Annotated in this window: 19 protein-coding genes; 16 read left to right on the forward strand and 3 right to left on the reverse strand. The window is 34.7% G+C overall.

Annotated elements, in window-relative coordinates; genetic code table 11:
* Window positions 1–68: 68 nt before the first annotated feature.
* The 6 genes from AA088_RS12910 to AA088_RS12935 all read left to right on the forward strand — a co-directional run bounded on the left by AA088_RS12910 (window position 69) and on the right by AA088_RS12935 (window position 10,689).
* Window positions 69–2,990 (forward strand): GH92 family glycosyl hydrolase, encoded by a 2,922-nt coding sequence (locus AA088_RS12910; RefSeq protein WP_046745439.1) that lies wholly within the window; start codon window positions 69–71, stop codon window positions 2,988–2,990.
* A 96-nt stretch (window positions 2,991–3,086) separates the two neighbouring features.
* Window positions 3,087–5,438 carry a GH92 family glycosyl hydrolase gene (locus AA088_RS12915; protein ID WP_082106741.1) on the forward strand — a complete coding sequence of 784 codons (2,352 nt, stop codon included), beginning with the start codon at window positions 3,087–3,089 and terminating at the stop codon, window positions 5,436–5,438.
* Window positions 5,439–5,556: 118 nt separating this feature from the next.
* On the forward strand, window positions 5,557–6,564 hold the full coding sequence (locus AA088_RS12920) for an isoaspartyl peptidase/L-asparaginase family protein (protein WP_046745440.1): 1,008 nt from the start codon (window positions 5,557–5,559) through the stop codon (window positions 6,562–6,564).
* Window positions 6,565–6,593: 29 nt separating this feature from the next.
* Window positions 6,594–7,907: a sugar MFS transporter gene (locus AA088_RS12925; protein ID WP_046745441.1), complete on the forward strand. Its 1,314-nt coding sequence runs from the start codon at window positions 6,594–6,596 to the stop codon at window positions 7,905–7,907.
* 74 nt (window positions 7,908–7,981) lie between these two features.
* The gene (gene ligA, locus AA088_RS12930; RefSeq protein ID WP_046745442.1) at window positions 7,982–9,982 is read left to right on the forward strand and encodes an NAD-dependent DNA ligase LigA; all 2,001 of its coding nucleotides are present in this window, start codon (window positions 7,982–7,984) and stop codon (window positions 9,980–9,982) included.
* A complete protein-coding gene (locus tag AA088_RS12935; RefSeq protein ID WP_046745443.1) occupies window positions 9,979–10,689 on the forward strand; it encodes a hypothetical protein in 711 nt (236 codons plus the stop codon). Before ligA ends, AA088_RS12935 begins: the two co-directional genes overlap by 4 nt.
* 42 nt (window positions 10,690–10,731) lie before the next feature.
* Here the strand turns inward: AA088_RS12935 and AA088_RS12940 are convergent, their stop codons facing one another.
* Window positions 10,732–11,127 (reverse strand): DoxX family membrane protein, encoded by a 396-nt coding sequence (locus tag AA088_RS12940; RefSeq protein WP_046745444.1) that lies wholly within the window; start codon window positions 11,125–11,127, stop codon window positions 10,732–10,734.
* A gap of 120 nt (window positions 11,128–11,247) precedes the next feature.
* Here AA088_RS12940 and AA088_RS12945 point away from each other — a divergent pair, with 120 nt between their 5' ends.
* Window positions 11,248–11,895: a lysoplasmalogenase family protein gene (locus tag AA088_RS12945; RefSeq protein WP_046745445.1), complete on the forward strand. Its 648-nt coding sequence runs from the start codon at window positions 11,248–11,250 to the stop codon at window positions 11,893–11,895.
* A 93-nt stretch (window positions 11,896–11,988) separates the two neighbouring features.
* The gene (locus tag AA088_RS12950; protein WP_157547202.1) at window positions 11,989–12,687 is read left to right on the forward strand and encodes a hypothetical protein; all 699 of its coding nucleotides are present in this window, start codon (window positions 11,989–11,991) and stop codon (window positions 12,685–12,687) included.
* A gap of 47 nt (window positions 12,688–12,734) precedes the next feature.
* Here the strand turns inward: AA088_RS12950 and AA088_RS12955 are convergent, their stop codons facing one another.
* Entirely contained in the window at window positions 12,735–13,652 is a 918-nt protein-coding gene (locus AA088_RS12955) for a bifunctional metallophosphatase/5'-nucleotidase (RefSeq protein WP_046745532.1), read from the reverse strand.
* A 10-nt stretch (window positions 13,653–13,662) separates the two neighbouring features.
* Entirely contained in the window at window positions 13,663–14,412 is a 750-nt protein-coding gene (locus tag AA088_RS12960; protein ID WP_046745447.1) for a 5'-nucleotidase C-terminal domain-containing protein, read from the reverse strand.
* 303 nt (window positions 14,413–14,715) lie between these two features.
* Here AA088_RS12960 and AA088_RS17715 point away from each other — a divergent pair, with 303 nt between their 5' ends.
* The 8 genes from AA088_RS17715 (at window position 14,716) to recN (ending at window position 22,197) form a co-directional block, all read left to right on the forward strand.
* On the forward strand, window positions 14,716–15,228 hold the full coding sequence (locus AA088_RS17715) for a DUF6913 domain-containing protein (protein WP_157547204.1): 513 nt from the start codon (window positions 14,716–14,718) through the stop codon (window positions 15,226–15,228).
* Entirely contained in the window at window positions 15,228–16,109 is an 882-nt protein-coding gene (dapA, locus tag AA088_RS12970) for a 4-hydroxy-tetrahydrodipicolinate synthase (protein ID WP_046745448.1), read from the forward strand. Before AA088_RS17715 ends, dapA begins: the two co-directional genes overlap by 1 nt.
* Window positions 16,110–16,115: 6 nt before the next feature.
* The gene (locus AA088_RS12975) at window positions 16,116–17,114 is read left to right on the forward strand and encodes an ion channel (protein ID WP_082106743.1); all 999 of its coding nucleotides are present in this window, start codon (window positions 16,116–16,118) and stop codon (window positions 17,112–17,114) included.
* Between the two features lie 131 nt (window positions 17,115–17,245).
* Window positions 17,246–18,040 carry an outer membrane protein assembly factor BamD gene (locus AA088_RS12980; RefSeq protein ID WP_046745449.1) on the forward strand — a complete coding sequence of 265 codons (795 nt, stop codon included), beginning with the start codon at window positions 17,246–17,248 and terminating at the stop codon, window positions 18,038–18,040.
* Between the two features lie 9 nt (window positions 18,041–18,049).
* Window positions 18,050–18,376, forward strand: coding sequence for a DNA-directed RNA polymerase subunit omega (locus AA088_RS12985; RefSeq protein ID WP_046745450.1), 327 nt, complete (start codon window positions 18,050–18,052; stop codon window positions 18,374–18,376).
* A 3-nt stretch (window positions 18,377–18,379) separates the two neighbouring features.
* Entirely contained in the window at window positions 18,380–19,591 is a 1,212-nt protein-coding gene (gene coaBC, locus AA088_RS12990; protein ID WP_046745451.1) for a bifunctional phosphopantothenoylcysteine decarboxylase/phosphopantothenate--cysteine ligase CoaBC, read from the forward strand.
* The gene (gene porD / locus AA088_RS12995) at window positions 19,584–20,474 is read left to right on the forward strand and encodes a type IX secretion system protein PorD (protein ID WP_046745452.1); all 891 of its coding nucleotides are present in this window, start codon (window positions 19,584–19,586) and stop codon (window positions 20,472–20,474) included. Before coaBC ends, porD begins: the two co-directional genes overlap by 8 nt.
* A gap of 67 nt (window positions 20,475–20,541) precedes the next feature.
* Window positions 20,542–22,197, forward strand: coding sequence for a DNA repair protein RecN (gene recN / locus AA088_RS13000; protein WP_046745453.1), 1,656 nt, complete (start codon window positions 20,542–20,544; stop codon window positions 22,195–22,197).
* The last annotated feature ends 6 nt before the right edge of the window (window positions 22,198–22,203 follow it).

Consider the following 22,203-nt stretch of genomic DNA (forward strand, 5'->3'; position numbering starts at 1 on the left):
GCGACTTTAAAAAAAATATTGCGACTCATTTTAGTATATTAGTTGCCATAAATTTAGCAATCTATTTAATGAAACTTCAACACAACCTCTATTTTATTGTCATTTTTCTATTTTTTAGCTGTAAGAATGATGAAAAAGTACACATTGCTCAAAAAGATACTGCACTCATTAATTATGTAAATCCTTTCATTGGAACGGGAGGACATGGACATACGTATCCAGGCGCTACGATGCCTTTTGGCATGATGCAACTGAGTCCTGATACGCGCTTGGATGGATGGGATGGCTGTTCGGGCTATCATTATTCAGACGAGTATATATACGGTTTTTCACACACACATTTAAGTGGAACAGGTGTTTCCGATTATGGAGATATTTTATTGATGCCGACAACTGAAGTAAATTTTCACAATGGTGCTGATGGAAAAAAAGGCTACCGTGCACATTTTTCGCATGATAATGAAGTAGCCGAAGCAGGTTTTTATAAAGTGTTGTTAGATAGTACAAATATTCAAGTAGAGCTAACGGTCTCAGAACGAAGCGGTATACATAAATACACATTTCCTTCCGCAGACAATCAGGTAATTATGCTTGATTTGGAGCATCGAGACGAACTACTTTCAGGGGAAATCAAAGTTGAATCTGCTACAGAAATTTTGGGACATCGCCACTCCAAAGCATGGGCAACAAATCAGCAATTGTTTTACTATATAAAATTGTCACATCCGTTGAAAGATACAATGCTTACGCAGAATGAAGCAAAAACCATTGCAGGATTGGAAATTGAGAACCCGAACAACGAGCCTGTATACGTAAAGATTGGAATTTCGGCGGTAGATGTAGCAGGAGCTAAGAAAAACTTAGAACAAGAAATAGGAGCGAAGTCGTTTGAAGAAGTGAAGAAGATCGTGCAAGATACATGGGAACAACAACTAGGAAAGATTGTTATTGAAAGTGAGGATGAAGATTATAAAACGAATTTTTACACAGCTTTATATCACACCATGATTGCTCCAAACTTGTACCAAGACGTAGATGGGCGTTATCGAGATATGGATTTAAAGATCCATGAATCTGTTGAGCACACACATTACACAGTTTTCTCTTTGTGGGATACCTATCGAGCAGCGCATCCGTTATATACTATTATTGAACAAGAACGCACAAACGATTTTATCAAAACATTCATTAAAAAGTATGAATCTGGTGGTATTATGCCAATCTGGGATTTGTCGGCAAATTATACAGGTTGTATGATTGGTTATCATGCGGTTCCTGTCATTGCAGATGCCTATTTAAAAGGCATCCGAGACTATGATATAGAAAAAGCTTTTGAAGCGATGAAACACAGTGCTACACGTGACAAACTCGGGTTGAATTACTATAAAAAATTAGGGTACATTCCTGTAGAAAAAGAATCAGAGTCTGTGTCTAAAACCTTAGAATATGCCTATGATGATTGGACAATTGCGCAAATGGCAAAAGCGCTCGGAAAAACCGACGATTATGAACAGTTTACCAAACGAGCGCAATTTTATAAGAATGTATTTGATCCTGAAACACAATTCATGCGTGGGCGTTTTCGCAATACATGGTTTGCTCCGTTTGATCCGTATGAAGTAAACTTTAACTATACAGAAGCTAATTCTTGGCAATATAGTTTTTACGTGCCACAAGATGTGTCTGGATTTATCGAATTGCTTGGCGGAAAAGACCAGTTAGAAGCACAATTGGACAAGCTATTTACAGCAAAACAGGAAACTTCAGGACGTAACCAAGCGGATATTACTGGATTAATTGGACAATATGCGCACGGAAACGAACCGAGTCATCACATGGCGTATTTGTACAATTTCATCAATAAGCCTTCGAAAACACAGGAATATGTGCATGAAATTTTGACAACATTATATAAAAACGAACCTGACGGAGTTTCGGGGAATGAAGATTGTGGGCAAATGAGCGCATGGTATGTGTTGAGTAGTTTAGGATTTTACTCGGTTACACCAGCAAGTAATGAATATATTATTGGAACGCCGTTATTTGGCAAAGCAACAATCCATTTAGAAAATGGAAATACGTTTACCATTGTAGCAGAGAATGTTTCTTCAGAAAATAAATACATCAAATCAGCCAAATTAAACGGTGAAAATCATCCAAAAAGCTATATAACTCATGAAGCAATCATGAATGGAGGAAGTTTAGTATTTGAAATGACCAATACACCAACCGATTGGGGAACCAAGGATGAACACATTCCCGTAACGGAAATTACAGAACACAAAATCGTACCGCCTCCATTTATTGCAAAAGGCGATATTGCCTTTAAAGGAGAAACTCAAGTTACCCTAGGTTCGGTTGACAAGGAGGCAAAAATTTTCTATTCTCTAGGTAGTGAAACAATAGAATATACGCAACCGTTTACAATCAGTGAGCCTTTAAAATTACATGTATTTGCTGAGAAGAATGGCAAACAAAGTACCACGATGATTACAGAATTTTTTAAGATTGATCCGAATGTGAAGATTGATTTGCAAACAGAATACGCAAACCAATACAATGCAGGCGGTCAAAATGCGTTGATTGATGGAATTTTAGGAACGGAAGATTTTCGTACAGGTACATGGCAAGGATATTTTGATACCGATGTAATTGCAGTGGTAGATTTGGGTAAGGTAAAACCGATTAACACAATTCAAGTAAACTTCTTGGAAGACCAAAAGAGTTGGATCTTTTTGCCAACAGCAGTTGAGTGCTACGTAAGTGACAACCCAAACCGATTCTATAAATCGTTACCAACCCAAACGTTTCATGTGGTGCAACCCAAAGAAGGTTCGCATATTAAAAATGTACAGTTTGACATGAAAGGGTATAGCGCACGTTATGTAAAAATAGTTGCTAAGAAACTTGGCGTATTGCCTGAATGGCATTTGGGATATAAGCATAATGGACGTTCGTGGTTGTTTGTGGATGAGATAGAAGTAAAGTAAGCTTTATTAATACTCAGCCCTATTTTATATGTTTAAAATTAGAAGGAATCTGTCTTATGAGAGGAAAACTTCAAAAAATAGAAATCTAAACTATAGATGAAAAGAAAAAGCGTTATACCAAGTGCGATTCTGATTGTTTTTATAAGCTTATATGCCTGTAAAAATGATCAAACAATAATTGAAACCCAAAAAGAAGCAGTTGCTCAAACTACGAAGGATTTTACACAATTTGTAAATCCATTCATCGGAACGAGCAAAATGGGACATACCTTTCCAGGAGCGACAGCACCTTTTGGAATGGTGCAACTGAGTCCGCAAACCAACATGGAAGTTATGTTTAAAAAAGATGGTAGTTACAACTCTAAAACATACGAATACTGCGCGGGTTATCAATATAAAGACAGTACAATCATAGGATTTGCACATACAAATTTTAGCGGTACAGGACATTCCGATTTAGGAGATTTTTTGGTAATGCCCACTACGGGAACACTCGTATTAGATCCGCTAAAAACTAAGGAAGGAGATAAAGGATTTTATAGCACATTTTCACACAAAAGCGAAGAAGCTAGCCCAGGGTATTATAAAGTTGTGTTAGACGATTACAATATCAAAGCAGAACTTACAGCGAGTGAGCGTGTTGGATTTCATAAGTATACCTTCCCAAAAACAAAGGAGGCGCATATTTTGTTAGATCTTGTATATAATGTGTATCATCATGATGATAAGAACGTATGGACGTTTGTCCGTGTAGAAAATGATACGTTAATTACAGGATATCGGCAAACACGTGGTTGGGCGCGAACAAAGAAGGTGTTTTTTGCGATGACATTCTCAAAACCATTTACAAGTTACGGGCATAAAAAGTATGATTCGGTACGCTATAATGGTTTTTATCGTCGATTTGAAGAAGAAAAAAACTTTCCAGAAATGGCGGGCGAGAACATTCGAGCCTATTTTAACTTTGATACACAAGAAAATGAAGAAATCAGCGTAAAGTTTGCATTATCGGCTGTTAGTACAGAAGGAGCTATGAAAAACTTAACGACTGAAATACCACATTGGGATTTTAAAAAAACGAAAGAGGAAACCAAAAAAAAGTGGAATGTAGAATTGTCTAAAATTGATGCAACGCTGCTAACAGATGCGGACACGGAGACATTTTACACTGCTTTATATCATACCATGTTGAGTCCGATTTTGTATGAAGATGTAGATGGCAAATATAGAGGGTTAGATCAAAATATTCATGCCTCAGAAGGATTTACAAACTATACTATTTTTTCTCTTTGGGATACGTACAGAGCATTGCACCCATTATTCAATGTAATTCAACAAGAGCGCAATAATGATATGATTAAATCGATGTTGGCGCATCATGATGAAAGTGTACATAATATGTTGCCTATTTGGAGTCATTACGCCAACGAAAACTGGTGTATGATTGGATACCATGCGGCGTCGGTAATTGCAGATGCAAGCGTTAAAAATGTAGGAGATTTTGATATTGAGCATGCTTTAACCGCTTCTGTAAATACGGCTAATGTTCCTTATTTTGACGGTTTAGGCGATTATATTAAATATAAATATGTTCCTGATGACAAAAGTCATTCGTCTGTTTCAAAAACGTTAGAACTGTCGTATGATGATTGGTGTATTGCACAAATTGCCAAAGCAGCAAGAAATGAAGCTGTGACAAACGAGTTTATGGAACGTGCCATGTATTATGAAAATGTATACAATTCTAAAATTGGTTATATGAGTCCAAAACTAGCGGATGGGACTTTTAGAAAAGATTTTGATCCGTTAGATACGCACGGACAAGGTTTTATAGAAGGAAATGCATGGAATTATGGTTTGTATGTTCCGCACGACTTGGATAAAATGATTTCAATGATGGGAGGAAAAGAGCAATTTAGCCAGCATCTTGATTCATTATTTACGATGGAACTGGACGATAAATACATCGCGAAGCATGAAGATATTACTAGAGATGGCATTATAGGGAATTATGTACATGGTAACGAACCTGGGCATCACATTCCGTATTTATACAATTGGACAGGAAAACCAGAGAAAACTCAAGAACGTGTACGTATGATTATGCGTACAATGTATGGCCCTGGAGTAGATGGATTGTGTGGAAATGATGATGCCGGACAGATGAGCGCATGGTACATATTCAGTAGTTTAGGATTTTACCCTGTAACACCTGGAGCAAATCAATATGCATTGGGAAGTCCGCTCGTAAAAGAAGCGACGCTGCATTTAGAAAACGGAAAACAGTTGACTATTAAGGCAATCAATCAAAGTGAAAAAAATGTATATGTTTCTAAACTGACAATCAATGGAAAAGAAATTGATAGAGACTATATTTTACATGAGGAATTGATGAATGGAGGCGAAATTATTTTTGAAATGACTAATCAACCAGCACCAAAAAATTAGTTCAAACTCCTTGCTAAAAACGAAAAAGTATCAAAAGAAGTAAAAATACGATTGACTGTTTTTCATTTTATTCATTTACTTTGAAAAGTTTGAAAAGCAGTATTTTAAACAGACAAACATGAAACGAAGAAAATTTATTCAAAGTGCTGCTTTAACAGGTTTGGGACTTACGGTAGGAACTGCTTTTGCTGCTTGTACAGATACACAAGAGCAAGAGAAAAAAAATAAGTCGGCAACTTCCAACTCTAATATGGAGCCGAGCACTCCTATGGTAATCGCTACGTGGAATGTACCTAATGCTACTACCAAAGCATGGGAAGTGTTACAAGAAGGAAAATCTGCGTTAGATGCGGTTGAACAAGGTGTTATGGTTGAGGAAGCTGACGAAAAAAATCAATCTGTAGGAAAAGGAGGTTTGCCTGATAGAGATGGAAATGTAACGTTGGACGCATGTATTATGAACAAAGATGGTAATTACGGAGCAGTTGTCTGTATAGAAAATATCAAACATCCTATTGCAGTAGCACGAAAAGTAATGGAAAATACACCACATGTACTATTGGCAGGAAATGGTGCGAAACAATTTGCAATAGAAAGTGGTTTTACACCAGAAGACTTGTTGACAGAAAGTTCTAAAAAAGCATGGGAAGAATGGAAAATAAAGTCAGAATACAAACCGATTATCAATATTGAAAACCACGATACAATTGGGATGTTAGCGATTGATAAAAATGGAGATATTTCTGGTGCGTGTACTACGAGTGGATTGGCATATAAAATGCAAGGTCGTGTGGGAGATTCTGCAATTATTGGTTCAGGATTATTTGTAGATAATGAAGTTGGTGGCGCTACAGCTACGGGAATGGGTGAAGAAGTATTAAAAACAGTTGGCAGTTTTTTGATTGTCGAATTGATGCGACAAGGGAAATCACCGCAAGAAGCTTGTGAAGAAGCCGTAAAACGCGTCGTTAAGAAAAGTCCTAACTATAAAGACTTTCAAGTTGGCTACATTGCTGTGAACAAAAAAGGAGAAACAGGAGCGTATTGCATTCATGAATGGTTCAATTATACTGTATACAAAAACAACGAAAACAAAAACTACAAATCAGATTTTTACAATAAATAACAACTAGTTAATAACCAAACACATATCATATGGCAACCAATAAATCCTACAAAAGTGCTTTTATATTCATTACTACCTTATTTTTCCTTTGGGGATTCATTACAGTATTGGTCGATCCTCTTATTCCACGTCTAAAAGAGGTATTTGAACTTACACACTTTCAGTCGGGGTTGATTCAATTTGCATTTTTTGGGGCTTACTTAGTATTGTCAATTCCTGCGGGACTTATTCTCTCTAAGATTGGTTACAAAAAAGGAATTATTCTTGGGTTGGTTATAATGGGTACAGGATGTTTACTATTTTATCCTGCGGCTTCCTCTCGGTTATATATTGTTTTTTTATTAGCTGTATTCATCTTGGCAAGTGGTATGACTATACTACAAGTGGCTGCCAATCCGTATGTAGCCGCGTTAGGTTCGGAGGAAGGTGCTTCTAGTCGATTGAATTTATCGCAAGCATTTAATTCGTTAGGAACAGCTATTGCTCCAGCTATTGGAGCTATGTTTATTTTAAGTGATAAGATTAAAACCAGCGAAGAAATCTCTACACTAGCCGATGCTGAAAAAGAAGTATATTTTGCTGCAGAAGCATCCAATGTACAATTACCTTTTGTTGCTATTGGAGCATTTACCTTATTGCTGGCAGGGATTTTTGTATTTGTACAATTGCCTAAATTACTGCACAAAGCTCCGAAAGGTGGATATGCGAGCATTTTACAAAAACCCTCATTAATCATGGGAGCTTTAGGAATATTTGTATATGTAGGAGCTGAAGTAGCTATAGGAAGTTATTTGACCGATTATTTTAGAGATATGAATCTGTCTGAAGCCATTGTAAACAGTCCTACCATGAAAAGTATTTCTGAATGGATTGTAGGAGCAGATCTTTCTACCTTAGACTCAAAGGCGATTGTTGGAGCATTTGTCACTTTTTATTGGTCTGGCGCAATGATTGGACGATTTATTGGAGCATACTTAACAAAAATTATAGATCCTGCTAAAGTGCTAATTGGTTTTGCGGTGGGCGCTTTGTTGATGGTGCTTATTTCTATGAATACTACAGGATTTATTTCAATGTGGAGTATTTTGGCTGTTGGACTATTCAATTCAATTATGTTCCCAACAATTTTTACTTTAGCACTAGGCGGTTTGGACGATTTGAAACCTCAGGCTTCAGGAGTATTATGTACCATGATTGTTGGTGGTGCAGTGATTCCTCCTTTATATGGATTGTTAACAGATAACTTCGGATTCAAACTTGCTTTTATCTTAATCTTAGCATGTTATGGATATATTTTATTTTATGGATTTATAAAACGGAAAACTCCTATTGTAACTGGATAATCTATACTAATATCATTGCAGCAAAATTATAGTTTGTTATCTTTGTTAGGATACCTAGATAACACTAAAACTTCATGAGCAATATTCAAGAAAAATTGAACGCTTTACGCGATGAATTACGCGAACACAACTATAATTATTATGTATTAGACAACGCTACTATTTCTGACTATGAGTTTGACATGAAACTCAAGGAATTGCAAGAACTGGAAGCAACCCATCCTGAATTTTACGACCCGAATTCGCCTACATTACGTGTTGGAGGAGAAATTACCAAAAACTTTGATACAATTGTGCATGAATATCGAATGTATTCACTAGACAATTCATATTCCAAAGAAGATTTGCTCGATTGGGAAAAGCGTATTCATAAAATTTTGGGAGTTGATACGATTGAGTATACATGCGAATTGAAGTATGATGGTGCGTCGATGAGTTTGACTTATGAAAATGGTGTTTTGAAACGCGCTGTAACACGTGGCGATGGATTTCAAGGAGATGAGGTTACAAATAATGTAAAAACAATCAAATCGGTTCCATTACAACTAAAAGGCGAATACCCTGATAAGTTTGACATTCGAGGAGAAATTATTCTTCCGTTAGACGGATTTAAAAAAATGAACGAAGAACGTGTTGCCAATGGAGAAGAACCTTATATGAATCCGAGAAATACTGCTTCAGGTAGCTTAAAATTACAAGACAGTAGTGAGGTTGCCAAACGCCCGTTAGAGTGTTTGCTGTATAGTTTAAAAGGAGAAAAATTACCTATTACAACACAATTTGAAAGTTTGGAAAAAGCACGTGAATGGGGATTTAAAGTTCCAACCGTTGCCAAAGTTGCCAAAAGTGTTGATGAAATTCTAGATTTTGTAAATCATTGGGAACAACATCGCCACGAACTTGCTTACGAAATTGATGGTGTGGTTATCAAAGTGAATAGTTTACAGTACCAAGAAGAGCTCGGATATACATCCAAAGCTCCACGTTGGGCAATGGCATACAAGTTTAAGGCAGAGCAAGCCGTAACCATTTTAAATGAAATTACCTATCAAGTAGGACGTACTGGCGCTATTACGCCTGTAGCCAATCTACAACCTGTATTATTGGCAGGAACTACTGTAAAACGCGCCTCTTTACATAATGCTGATCAAATTGCAAAATTAGATATCCGCGAACGCGATACTGTTTTTGTTGAAAAAGGCGGAGAAATTATTCCGAAAATTGTAGGTGTAAATTTTGACTTGCGTCCCCAAGATTCAACGGAAACAGTATATGCTACTCATTGTCCTGAATGCAATACGCCTTTAGAGCGAAAAGAAGGCGAAGCACAGCATTATTGCCCAAACACGTACGGATGCACACCGCAAATAGTAGGTAGAATTCAACACTACATTTCCCGTAAAGCAATGGATATAGAAGGATTGGGAGGAGAAACGGTAGCGTTATTAGTACAAGAAGGTCTTATAACTAATTATGCAGATCTTTACGAATTGACTCAAGAACAGGTTATTCCGTTAGAACGCATGGCAGAAAAAAGTGCTGATAACTTAATCAACGGAATTGAAGCGTCTAAACAAATTCCCTTTGAGCGAGTTTTGTACGCATTAGGAATTCGATATGTAGGAGAAACCGTTGCTAAAAAATTAGCAAAACATTACAAATCTATTGATGCCTTAATGAACGCTTCGTCGGATGATTTAGTTGCGGTCGACGAAATAGGAGTGAAAATCGCCGAAAGTGTTGCACAGTTTCTTGCAGAAGATAGTAATTTGCAAATTATTGAACGGTTAAGGTCATATGGTGTTCAATTGGAGTTTTCTGCTGAACAATTAGAAGGTTTAACAGACACGTTGCAAGGGAAATCATTTGTTGTATCTGGAGTATTTGAAAAAGTATCTAGAAATGAACTGAAAAAAATGATTGAAAATAATGGAGGCAAAGTTTCTTCATCGATATCATCAAAAACTTCGTATGTAGTAGCAGGTGATAAGATGGGACCGAGTAAACGAGAAAAAGCAGATAAACTAAATATACCTATACTGACTGAAGACGAGTTTCTCAATATGATTCAATGAATTTAACTAAACCGACACATATAGCTTTTGTAGTAGCCTCAATAGTTACCGTAATTGTTAGTGTGTTGTGTGAAAAGATATATTTAATTTACGCACATCCTTTTACAGTTATTGCAATACTGCTTATATATCTTACGGAGAAACAACAAGCTACAAGTATGTTGTATGTATTGTCGCAATTGCTTTTTTTGGTAGGTTGTGTATTGCTTATTCTTGGGATGCGACATCATTTGCGTGCAGTATCTGTAGTGTTTTCGGTTTTTTACATTTTTTACTTACGGTTGATGTACTTACGTAATACTGGAAAAAAAGCTTCCATAAAAACATACGCATATCTTCTTATTTTTACTTTGCCAGTATTATATATTTACTATAAAGTAATCCAAATCATTTCCTCAGAAATTAAACATGTAGCGATTTATTTTGGTATACTGATGTTTTTTATGCTAAGTTATGTGATTACAGCAGTATATTATTACTTGAGAGATAAATCCTCTCAAAATCTTTGGATGCTAATTGCAGCAATGAATTTAGGGTTTATGAATATCCTTGTTGGATTGAACGAATTGTATATGTACGAAACAATATTTACAGTAATTGTGATAATTTGTAGTTTTTGCTTCCAATGGTTTGTTTTAAAATTTATGTTACCTAAGGAATTAGAAAGTTATTCGATTTTTGAGTTCAATGAATTGGATGAAATGTAGTAATTAAAGCATTTTTAGTTACTACCAGTTATACTTTACTAACTATAGCTTAGTTCCAATTACAGGAATGTGTTTTCGTTGTAACCAAAGTGTTATAGCACTCAGTATGAATACAACTACCGCCGTTATGAATAATGTACCACCATCAAGAGCTCCTCTAAAAGGTACTTCAATACCTAAAATGGTTAAATGCATCATAATTGCGCCTCCAATAATGCCTAAAGTCATTAATGCGCCTAGCCAAGCCGTTTTTGGTATAAGAATAAGGATACCCGCAATTAGTTCAGCAATTCCAATTCCTATTCTGCCGTAAGGCTCTAAGCCAACTTTTTCAAAAATATAAACACTGTCCTGAGCTCCTGTAAGCTTAAAACGTAGCGTTTGAATTAAAATAATGGCTATAGTCAATCGAATTATAAAAGGAATGTATTTTTTCATCTTATTGGTTTTTAGTTGACTAGATAGTCGGGTAAAAAAAATATAGCTTACAGTGTATGTAAACAATAATTTTTTGCGAATTATTTTGTAAATTAAAGGAACATCTAAAGCGCTTTTAGAATGAATAAACAGACAATCGTAACATACATTTACTTCTTCATTATGCTTTTGGATGTGCTTGGTGTTTTTTTTCCAGAAGTGATTCAACGACGCTATACTACTTTTTTTCCTATTCCTGTATTGTTTTTGTTATATATGGTTTCTGTAGAAAAGCTTAATGTATATTACAGTTTAGCGTTGTTAAGTACATTTTTGGGAGTTGTTTTTTTCAATATCGAGGCGTATTTTAAACTGGGATTGATATGTTATGCGATGGGTGTTTTTTTGTATATCATTATTACCTTACGGTATGTTTCAATTATATCTACCAAGAGTATATTTTATGCTACAATTCCTTTCTTAATAGTGTATTTAGTACCATTAATGCTCTATTCTCATGCTGTTCAAGGAGAAATTTTTAATCACATTATGTTGTATGTATTTTGTGTTGGATTTTTCTTCTTGTTGGGAACATTGGTATATATCAATCAGCCAAACCGATCCAACTTATGGTTGTTATACTCAGGAATTTTATTTGTCATATCTACCATTATACATGGGTATAATATGTTTTTTGGATATGTAGCGTTATTACAAGCAGGAGTTATTACAACTTTTTTACTCATGCATTTTGCTATGTATAAACATATGACTATGGAAGAAGTATAAAGCTATTTATTATTTTGACAAGTAGTTGAATACTATGTGATTTGCCAATTGTTAGTAACTTTTGAACTCCTAAAAAAAGTATAGGAATTTTTCATGGAAATAAGTTACTTTGCAGTGTTAATGAAAAAGGTTACTGCACTATTAAAGGTACTCTTAATTGGTATTGTCTGTATGGACATTCTTTGGCTATTTTTCCCTGAAATGTTTGACAGGAAATATGCTATTGTTCTTGCTATACCTTCAATTACCATTTGCTATTTTTTATATACCGAACTCAAAAACTTGTTGTATTTAGCCGCTTTAGCATGTTTTATGATTGCTGATTATTTCTTTTTTGTAGAAGGAAGTTTGGCTAATGGACTTACTAGTAGTGTTATTGCGATGGGAATTTACGGAGCTATAGTGTTAAATCAATCACATTATATTTCTACGAGAAGAATTTTAATATTCACGATTCCCTTTCTTATTGTATATATGCTGCCTTTTGTCTTTTTTGTAGACCAAATTAGCGATATCATTTTCAAAGAAGTGATATTTTATAGTTTTACGATTGGTTATTTTTCATTCATGTCTACACTTGCTTACTTTAGTAGAAAAAACAAAATAACCTTCAAATTGTTTCTCTCTGGAGTAGCAACAGCGTTAATGGGTATAATGTTTGGTATTTATCTCTTTGTAGAGTCTAAACCATTATATGCAGTCATAGCCAACATGCTTTTTGTATATTCACATTACAAAATGTGGCAATATATCATCATAAAAGACTCCCTAGAAGCGAGACAAGAAGTCTAATTTTTTAAGAAAATATTCAAAAAATTAAAAGAGATTTCTATAAAGGCTTACACAATAATGGATTTTCCATTAGCGATTACATTTTTCTCATCATCAAAATAAAAGTCAATTCTTCCAAGGTAGATTCCATAGGCTCCTACTTGATTTACCAAAACAGATTCTCCTTTACTATTTTTTTCGATAGTTGGTTTAGGTAAAAATGTATGTGTGTGTCCGCCAATTATTAAATCAATGTTTTGCGTTTCTTTAGCAATAATTAAATCTGAAATGCGTTCAGGATGCTTAGAATAATGATATCCTAAGTGCGATAAGCAAATAACAAGATCACATTTTTCTTCTTCCTTTAAAATACGACTCATATCTTGAGCAGATTCCATTGGGTCATTATAAACAGTTTCTTTATACATTCGTTTATCTACTAAACCATCTAATTTTATCCCAAGTCCAAAAACACCAATTTTAATTCCGTCCTTTACAAAGATTTTGTATGGTTTTACATGTCCTTCCATAGAAGTATTAGTAAAGTCATAGTTGGCAGAAACAAACTCAAAATTTGCATGTGGTAATTGCGCCGCCAATCCGTCGACACCGTTATCAAAGTCATGATTTCCAATAGTGGCAAGATCGTATTTCATCATGCTCATAAGCTTAAACTCCAACTCACCACCATAATAATTAAAATATGGGGTGCCTTGAAAAATATCTCCCGCATCCAATACCAATGTATTAGGGTTTTCTTTGCGAATACTTTCAATCAATGTAGCTCTTCGCGCGGCACCACCTTGGTTTGGATTTCTTGGATGACTTGCGTCAAAAGGATCAATATGACTGTGTACGTCGTTAGTATGTAAGATTGTAATATGTTTTTTTGCCGAACTAGCAGTAAAACTTTGTAATGACAAACCACCTAATGTTACAAAAGTACTTGCGGCTAGTGATTGTTGTATAAAATCTCTTCTTTTCATTGTAATTAGGTTATTGTTGTATAAATCGGTTGTCAAGTACAGCAGGAATCGTATCTACACCTTTAAAATAGTCAATCATTGCATTTCTAATTTTGTAGTCAAGTATTTCTAATGAAACAGGATCTTTAAAGAAATTCATTCGATCACCTCCATTTTGTAAATAATCAGAAGTTACAACGGTATAAGTTTTACCTTCTTCAATGGGTTTGCCATTTATAAGCGCTTCTTTTACAGTAAAATCCTGATCTACTTTTAAAGTTAGCCCCGAAATTGGATGTGCTCGTTTAGCACTTGCTAAGTAATCAATCAGATTGCGAACATTTTCAGTCGTTAATTCAACAACTACAATCGAATTTTCAAAAGGCATTACATTGAAAGCGGTTTGTGTTTTGATAGGTCCTTTTGGAATTGGAGCACGAATACCTCCATGATTTAACAAACAAATATCAATACTTTTTCCAGTTCGCTTTTTATAAATTGGCTCGCTCTGTGATTTGATTAAATCAGCCATTAAGTTTCCAATTGTACTTTCTAGTTCACCGTCATTTTTGTGCATATCTTTAGGAGCATAGCTAAGCACTTTGTTCATATCTTCTTCAATGCGCTCACGAAACGGTTTAATGAAAGCTTCTATGTTTTGATCAGCAGCAATAGAATCATTGATATTGATACGTTTTCCTTCAATTCGAGTAACACTTTGTTTTTCCTGAGAGCAAGAAAAAACAAGTAAAATAGCAAAAAGAGCAATAATTTTTCTCATAAATTCAAAATATGCGGCAAATTATGAAAAATCAGAGATACTACGTTTGTCAAGAACACTAAAAAATTATAAAAACACGTACTTTTTTTGTGAATAGAGCTTCAAAATCAACGTTCGTTGTTAAAATTCAACGCTTACGAAATAATTTTTCATTTCAGGAAAAGCTCTCTTAACTTGCAGAAAACTAACGTTTGTGAGTGAAAAGGTTGGTTGAATATTTTATTTTTTAAGAGATGTATGTCTTTTTCATACATCTCTTTTTTGATTGAAAAAGAGTATTTTTGCGTACAATTAATTTTTATCATGTTCATCAAAACGCTTCAATACAAATCCGCAAAAAAAGCGCTCTATAAAAAACTAGCTACGGTTACTGAAAAAGAAATTAGTAAAACGCCTGTAAAACGTATAGGAGTTATTTTTGATGCTGACCAAATTGAAAAAAAAGAAACACTTATTTCAGGGCTACGTACAATTGCTGAAGTAACTGAAATGTGTTATCACAAAGATTTTAAAAAAACACGAACAATTTCATATCCCGTATTTTATGAAAAAGATTTTGGATGGAAAGGAAAAACCAGTTCGTCCGAATTGCAAGCATTTTTAAATACTCCATTTGATCTTTTGATTAGTTATTATGAAAATGATACTTTGCCTTTAGCATTAGCTTCAGGCTTGCAAGTCTCTAATTTTAAAATTGGGATTGCAGGAACTAATCAAGCCATACATGATATGATTATCCAAACCAAAACAAAGGATGTTCAGGTATTTATAAAAGAATTACAGACATATTTACACATACTTAATAAACTATCATAATGAAGAAATTCGTAGGAACTGGAGTAGCCTTAGTTACCCCTTTTAAAAAAGATACATCTGTAGATACAGAAGCATTAAAAAATATTGTTACTCATGTGATTGAAGGAGGAATAGACTATTTGGTGGTGCTAGGAACAACGGCAGAAAGTGCTGTACTTACTCAACAAGAAAAGCAATTGGTTATTGATACTGTTGTAGAAACAAATCATAAGCGATTGCCTATTGTATTAGGAATAGGAGGAAACAATACGGCTGCTGTTGTAAATGAACTTACAACAACAAATCTAGAACATGTTGATGCACTATTATCGGTGTCCCCATTTTATAATAAACCTACACAAGAAGGAATTTATCAACACTTTAAAGCAGTGGCAACAGCTAGTTCCAAACCCATTATTTTATATAACGTACCAGGAAGAACAGCTAGTAATATGTTGCCTGAAACAGTATTGCGATTAGCCAATGAATTTGATAACATTATAGGTGTTAAAGAAGCAGCAGGTGATATGGTACAGGCAATGCGACTCATTAAAAATGCACCAAAAGACTTTCTAGTGATTTCAGGAGATGATATGATTACCTTGCCTATGATTTTAACAGGAGGATCTGGTGTGATTTCTGTTATTGGACAAGGATATCCAAAAGAATTTTCTGAAATGGTTCGTCTCGCTTTGGCAGGAAATACGGTAGAAGCTACTGCGCTTCATTACAAGCTTATGCCTTCAATTGATTATATTTTTGAAGAAGGAAACCCAGCAGGAATTAAAGCCGTTTTCGAGCTTTTAAATTTAGCTACGGCAACTGTTCGATTGCCTCTTGTAGAAGCTTCTGTAACATTAAAAGAAAAGTTACGTAACTTTACTGAGAGATTGAATTCATAAAGTTACATGGCTCGAAAGGTAAAAGATCCAGGGCTAGGAGAGTCCACCACTACATCGGCAAAACGAATTGTAAATAAAGATGGTTCGTTTAATATCAAGCATTTACATGGCAAGACAGGAATTGCTGCCTTGTATGCATACTTGGTCGATATTAGTTGGACACACTTTTTTTTGCTTGTTTTCTCAGCCTATTTTGTATTGAATATGGTTTTTGCTAGTGTATATATGCTTATTGGTGTACAATACATTTCAGTAACGCCACAATCATTTTTGAGGGATTTTGTCAATGCCTTTTTCTTTTCCTCTCAAACCATTACAACTTTAGGATATGGAGCAATGGCGCCAACAAATATAGCAGCCGGTATAGTATCTAGCTTTGAAGCTTTATTTGGATTGTTAAGTTTTTCGTTCGTGACAGGATTGTTATATGGTCGCTTTTCAAAACCGAAAGCGTCTATTGAGTTTAGTGAACATATTATTTATCGTGATTTTAAAGAAGGCAAAGCTTTAATGTTCCGATTGATGAATAGCAAAACGGATGTGATGATTAATCCGCGAGTAACAGTTACTCTTGCAATCACAGAACTAGATAAAGAACAAGGATATAAGCGTAATTTTTACCAAATAAACTTAGAAAGAAATCATATTACGTATTTGCCAACTACATGGACTATAGTACATGAAATTGATAAAGACTCTCCTTTAGAAAAATTTTCAGAAGAGGAATTGAAACAACTCAATGGAGAATTCCTGATTATGGTAACATATTATGATGAGGCGTTTAATGAAGAAGTGTATCGCTTGCATTCGTATACTTTTAAAGAACTACTTATAGATGTGGCTTTTGAAAAAGCGTTTTATTATGACGAAGATGGCTATACTGTATTAGATCACAAAAAAATAAGCCATACAGAAAAGTTTACGTCTTCTGAAACTTCGAAAACTATGAGCAACTCCAACTTGAAGAAACAGGAAGCTTTCTCTCAGCAAACAAACAAAAATTAACAGAGCAGCCATTAAAAAGTTAAATCTATAATAAAGTGTGCTAAAAACAGAATTCTAAAGTTAATTTAGCGACATTAAAAATGTTTTTATAATATATAATAAATACCTATTTTTGCCAGATGTTTAAAAAGATGAGGAAATTTTTATTTTTAGCCGCTATTGTGGCAACATTAGCTTCTTGTAGTGAGTACCAAAAAGCGCTGAAGTCTGAAGATACCAAAGTAAAGTATGAACTGGCTGAACGTTTATATAAAGAGGGAAAGTTCAAAAAGGCTAGTCGTTTGTTTGAACAAGTAGTGCCAAGATATAGAGGGAAACCGCAAGGAGAGCGTGTGACATTTTTATATGCAAAATCATTATTTGAGATAGAACAATACATTATTTCTGGCTACCAATTTGAGCGTTTTGTACGTTCATACCCAAAAAGTGATAGTATACAAACAGCTTCATTTTATGAAGCAAAAAGCTATTACATGGAATCGCCTCGTTACAGTGTTGATCAAAGAGAAACAATAAAAGCGATTGATAAGTTGCAGTCATTCATCAATATTTATCCTAACTCTAAACATTTAGATGAAGCCAACGCAATGGTAGACGAGTTGACTACAAAAATTGAGAAAAAGGCGTTTGAAATTGCAAAACAATACAATACAATTTCTGACTATAAATCATCAATCAAAGCTGTAGAAAACTTCCTTTCAGATTATCCAGGAACAAAATTTAGAGAAGATGCTATGTACTTAAAACTGGATGCCATGTATAACTTGGCTCTCAAAAGTTTTGAGTCATTAATGGAAGAACGTTTTAACGAAGCTGCATCTGCCTATAAAACATTGGTAAAGTTTTACCCAGAATCAAAGTATAAAGAAGAAGCTGATAAAATCATGGCTTCAATCACAGAAGAATTAGCAAAATTTTCAAAATAACCCTATAATATGGTTGATATTAAAAACTTAGATGCTCCTATAAGCACAAAGACTATTGAAAGAAATCAATTTGATGCTCCGACCAACAATATTTACGAAGCAATTTCTGTAGTAGCGAAAAGAGCGGTGCAGATTAACTCTGAAATCAAAAAAGAATTGATTGAAAAATTAGACGAGTTTGCTACGCATAATGATAGTTTGGAAGAGATCTTTGAAAACAAAGAGCAGATAGAAGTATCAAAATTTTATGAAAAACTTCCTAAACCACATGCTATTGCTGTACAAGAATGGTTGGAAGACAAAATTTATTACCGTAACACAAAAGAAGAAGCTTAATTTATGTCAATTTTAAGGGGCAAAAAAGTATTATTAGGTATCACTGCTGGAATTGCCGCTTATAAGACAGCTTCTCTAGTACGGTTATTCATTAAAGCAGGCGCAGAAGTCCAAGTGATTATGACGCCTGCTGCTAAAGACTTTATTACACCGTTAACACTTTCTACGTTATCTAAAAATCCTGTGCATTCGTCATTTACTAATGAAGATGATGAAAATGCGGTGTGGACTAATCATGTTGAGTTAGGATTGTGGGCAGACTTCATGTTAATAGCACCTGCAACGGCCAACACCATGTCCAAAATGGCTTCAGGAACGAGTGATAATTTATTGCTTGCAACGTATCTATCGGCCAAATGCCCAGTGTATTTTGCACCAGCAATGGATCTGGATATGTACAAACATCCTTCTACAAAAGCATCTTTTGATAAATTAACCAGTTTTGGAAATACCATGATTCCTGCTACCAGTGGGGAATTGGCAAGTGGTTTAGTAGGAGAAGGGCGCATGGCAGAGCCAGAAGATATTGTACAATTTATAGAAAAAGATATTTTAAACTCATTACCTCTTAAAGGTAAAAAAGTACTTATTACGGCTGGACCTACATATGAAGCTATTGACCCTGTACGTTTTATAGGAAATCATTCTTCAGGGAAAATGGGTTTTGAGCTGGCGCGAGTTGCTGCAAATTTAGGAGCTGAGGTTGTTTTGGTTGCAGGACCTAATCATCAGCAAATACAGCACAGTGCTGTACAATTGGTGCATGTTGTTAGTGGTGATGATATGTATACTGCTGCTCATGCAGATTTTCCTTCGGCTGATATTGCAATACTTTCTGCTGCAGTTTCAGATTATAAACCAAAAAATGTTGCTTCTCAGAAAATAAAAAAGAACGATACATCGTTACACTTAGAGTTGGTTAAAACCAAAGATATATTGGCGTCTCTTGGAGAAATTAAAAAAAATCAATTTCTAGTTGGTTTTGCGCTTGAAACGAATAATGAACTAGAAAATGCAAAAGGGAAACTCACGCGAAAAAATTTAGACATGATTGTGTTGAATTCTCTAAATGACAAAGGAGCTGGATTTGGAAAACCAACAAATAAAATTACGATAATTGATAAAAAAATGAATACCTTAGCTTTTGAACTGAAAAGTAAAGCTGAAGTTGCCAGCGATATATTCAACGAAATTTTAAAGCAAATCCATGCGTAATCTTGTACTAAGTATTTTATGTTGTTGTGTGACACTTTTTATGTCTGCACAAGAATTGAATTGTCAAATTACTGTAGACACACAACAAATCAATCAAACCAATCAGCAAATTTTCAAAACATTAGAACGTTCGCTAACTGATTTTGTAAACAAAACGCAATGGACCAACAAAAAGTTTGCTCCGCAGGAACGTATCAATTGTAGTATGGTAATTAATGTGTCGCAATACAATTCAGATGAATTTGTTGCGACGATTCAAGTACAATCATCACGACCTGTATATAACTCTTCATTTGAATCGCCTGTATTCAATTTTAACGATCGTCAATTTCGATTTATTTATCAAGAATTTCAGCCAATCGTTTACAATCCAAATGCATTTACGTCCAATCTGGTTTCTGTAATTTCATATTATGTATACGTAATTTTAGGTATAGATGCTGATACGTTTTCGCTTCGTGGCGGTTCTGATTATTTTGCCCAAGCACAACAAATTGTCAATTTATCTCAAACAAGTCCTTTTTTAGGATGGAAAGAAGCCGATGGCAATCGTACACGTTGGACTTTATTGGATAATATGCTCAATAATACACACAAAGAATATAGAACGGTAATGTATAATTACCATCGTGTAGGTTTGGATGTTATGGCAGATGATCCAAGAGCAGGAAAAGAAGCCATCAGTGGAACGTTGGAACTCTTTAAAGCATTGTATAATCGTAGACCAAATTCATTTTTGTTGCAAACCTTTTTTGATGCAAAAGCCGAAGAAATACAAAGTATATTTTCTGGTGGACCTAAAATTAATGTGGTTCGATTAGTAGAAACTCTTAATAAAGTAGCTGCATTTCACTCTTCTAAGTGGGGAAAAATTAAATTCTGATTTTGGTAAAAAATTAGAGCAATACACTATTTTTGTGTTTAGATTTTAAAAATTAAAATTTGACGAATTGCTCACAAAACTTTCTATAAAAAACTTCGCATTAATAGATTCTTTACAAGTAGAATTTGATAAAGGATTTACAATTATTACAGGAGAAACTGGAGCGGGAAAATCGATTCTCTTGGGTGGATTGGCTCTCATTTTAGGAAAAAGAGCAGATTTAACTTCTCTTAAAAACAAGGAACGTAAGTGCGTGATTGAAGCAGAATTTGCGGTTAAAGAATATCAACTTACTACTTTTTTTACAGAAAATGATCTCGATTATGAAGATTACACAATCATTCGTCGGGAAATATTACCTTCTGGGAAATCACGAGCTTTTATCAATGATGTACCTGTTCGTTTGGACGTGTTACAAAACTTGGGTGCTCAACTTATAGATATTCATTCACAACATCAAACGTTGCAACTTACTGACGATCAATTTCAGTTTCAAGTAATTGATACCTTGGCAAATATCTCAGAAGAAATTGATTCCTATCAGCAATTATTATCCAACTATCATCGTACTCAAAAAGAGTTGCGAAAGATACAAGAGGAACGAACAGCACTAGAAAAAGAACATGATTACAACATGTTCTTATTAAAGGAATTGGAAGAAGCTAAATTAGAAGGTTTGGTGCTAAGTGACTTAGAATCGCAATACGAACGTCTGAACAATACAGAAGAAATTAAAACCAATTTAAGTGCTGCTGAACAATTATTAGGAGATGAACAAATAGGGATTCTTAACTTGCTTTCAGAATTGCGTGTTGCTTCGGGAAAATTATCAAACATTGCACCCGAATTTCAACAATTGGCAGAACGCATCAAGAGTTCATACATTGAGTTGGATGATATTTACAATGATGTGAATACACTACAAGGAGAAACTGAATTTGACCCGGAGTTATTAGATGAAGTTTCTGCAAAACTTCAGAAAATCTTTGATCTTCAAAAAAAGCATGGAGTACAAACTTTAGAAGAACTGCTCACTATTCAAGGAGAATTATCACAAAAAGCATTGACTTCGGCTACTATTGATGAGGTAATTCAAGCCAAAGAAAAAATGTTGAATGAGTTAAAAAAACAACTAACTCATATAGGAAAAACGATTCATAAAAAGCGCACTGAAAATATCCCTGCATTAACAACACAATTGGAAACAATGCTTGCTACACTAGGTATGCCTAATGCTCGTTTTAAAATTGATGTTCAGTTTGCGAATCGTTTTTTTAGCAATGGAATGGACGAACTACAATTTTTATTTGCTGCAAATAAAGGAGGGCATTTTAATGAATTGAAAAAGGCTGCTTCTGGCGGAGAATTATCACGCGTTATGCTATGCATCAAAGCAATCCTTTCAAAATATATGTTGTTACCTACTATCATGTTTGACGAAATTGATACAGGAGTTTCTGGAGAAGTAGCTAACAAAATGGCAATCATTATGCAAGAAATGAGCAAGAGTATGCAGGTATTTTCTATTACGCATTTACCTCAAATTGCTGCCAAAGGAGCACAACATTATAAAGTGTACAAAAAAGATATTGATAATGTTACTTCTACACATTTAAAACAATTACAACAAGAAGAACGTATACAAGAAATAGCGCAGATGTTAAGCGGAGCAAAGATCTCAGACTCTGCGTTGGCAAATGCCAAGGAATTATTAAAAGCATAATAAGAT

Source organism: Kordia zhangzhouensis (assembly GCF_001005305.1).
Classification (GTDB): Bacteria; Bacteroidota; Bacteroidia; order Flavobacteriales; family Flavobacteriaceae; genus Kordia; species Kordia zhangzhouensis.

Coding starts and splice junctions, on each gene's coding strand:
- AA088_RS12910 (WP_046745439.1), top strand. CDS start 69: ATGAAACTTCAACACAACCTCTATTTTATTGTCATTTTTCTATTTTTT.
- AA088_RS12915 (WP_082106741.1), top strand. CDS start 3,087: ATGAAAAGAAAAAGCGTTATACCAAGTGCGATTCTGATTGTTTTTATA.
- AA088_RS12920 (WP_046745440.1), top strand. CDS start 5,557: ATGAAACGAAGAAAATTTATTCAAAGTGCTGCTTTAACAGGTTTGGGA.
- AA088_RS12925 (WP_046745441.1), top strand. CDS start 6,594: ATGGCAACCAATAAATCCTACAAAAGTGCTTTTATATTCATTACTACC.
- ligA (WP_046745442.1), top strand. CDS start 7,982: ATGAGCAATATTCAAGAAAAATTGAACGCTTTACGCGATGAATTACGC.
- AA088_RS12935 (WP_046745443.1), top strand. CDS start 9,979: ATGAATTTAACTAAACCGACACATATAGCTTTTGTAGTAGCCTCAATA.
- AA088_RS12940 (WP_046745444.1), bottom strand. CDS start 11,127: ATGAAAAAATACATTCCTTTTATAATTCGATTGACTATAGCCATTATT.
- AA088_RS12945 (WP_046745445.1), top strand. CDS start 11,248: ATGAATAAACAGACAATCGTAACATACATTTACTTCTTCATTATGCTT.
- AA088_RS12950 (WP_157547202.1), top strand. CDS start 11,989: ATGGAAATAAGTTACTTTGCAGTGTTAATGAAAAAGGTTACTGCACTA.
- AA088_RS12955 (WP_046745532.1), bottom strand. CDS start 13,652: ATGAAAAGAAGAGATTTTATACAACAATCACTAGCCGCAAGTACTTTT.
- AA088_RS12960 (WP_046745447.1), bottom strand. CDS start 14,412: ATGAGAAAAATTATTGCTCTTTTTGCTATTTTACTTGTTTTTTCTTGC.
- AA088_RS17715 (WP_157547204.1), top strand. CDS start 14,716: ATGTTCATCAAAACGCTTCAATACAAATCCGCAAAAAAAGCGCTCTAT.
- dapA (WP_046745448.1), top strand. CDS start 15,228: ATGAAGAAATTCGTAGGAACTGGAGTAGCCTTAGTTACCCCTTTTAAA.
- AA088_RS12975 (WP_082106743.1), top strand. CDS start 16,116: ATGGCTCGAAAGGTAAAAGATCCAGGGCTAGGAGAGTCCACCACTACA.
- AA088_RS12980 (WP_046745449.1), top strand. CDS start 17,246: ATGAGGAAATTTTTATTTTTAGCCGCTATTGTGGCAACATTAGCTTCT.
- AA088_RS12985 (WP_046745450.1), top strand. CDS start 18,050: ATGGTTGATATTAAAAACTTAGATGCTCCTATAAGCACAAAGACTATT.
- coaBC (WP_046745451.1), top strand. CDS start 18,380: ATGTCAATTTTAAGGGGCAAAAAAGTATTATTAGGTATCACTGCTGGA.
- porD (WP_046745452.1), top strand. CDS start 19,584: ATGCGTAATCTTGTACTAAGTATTTTATGTTGTTGTGTGACACTTTTT.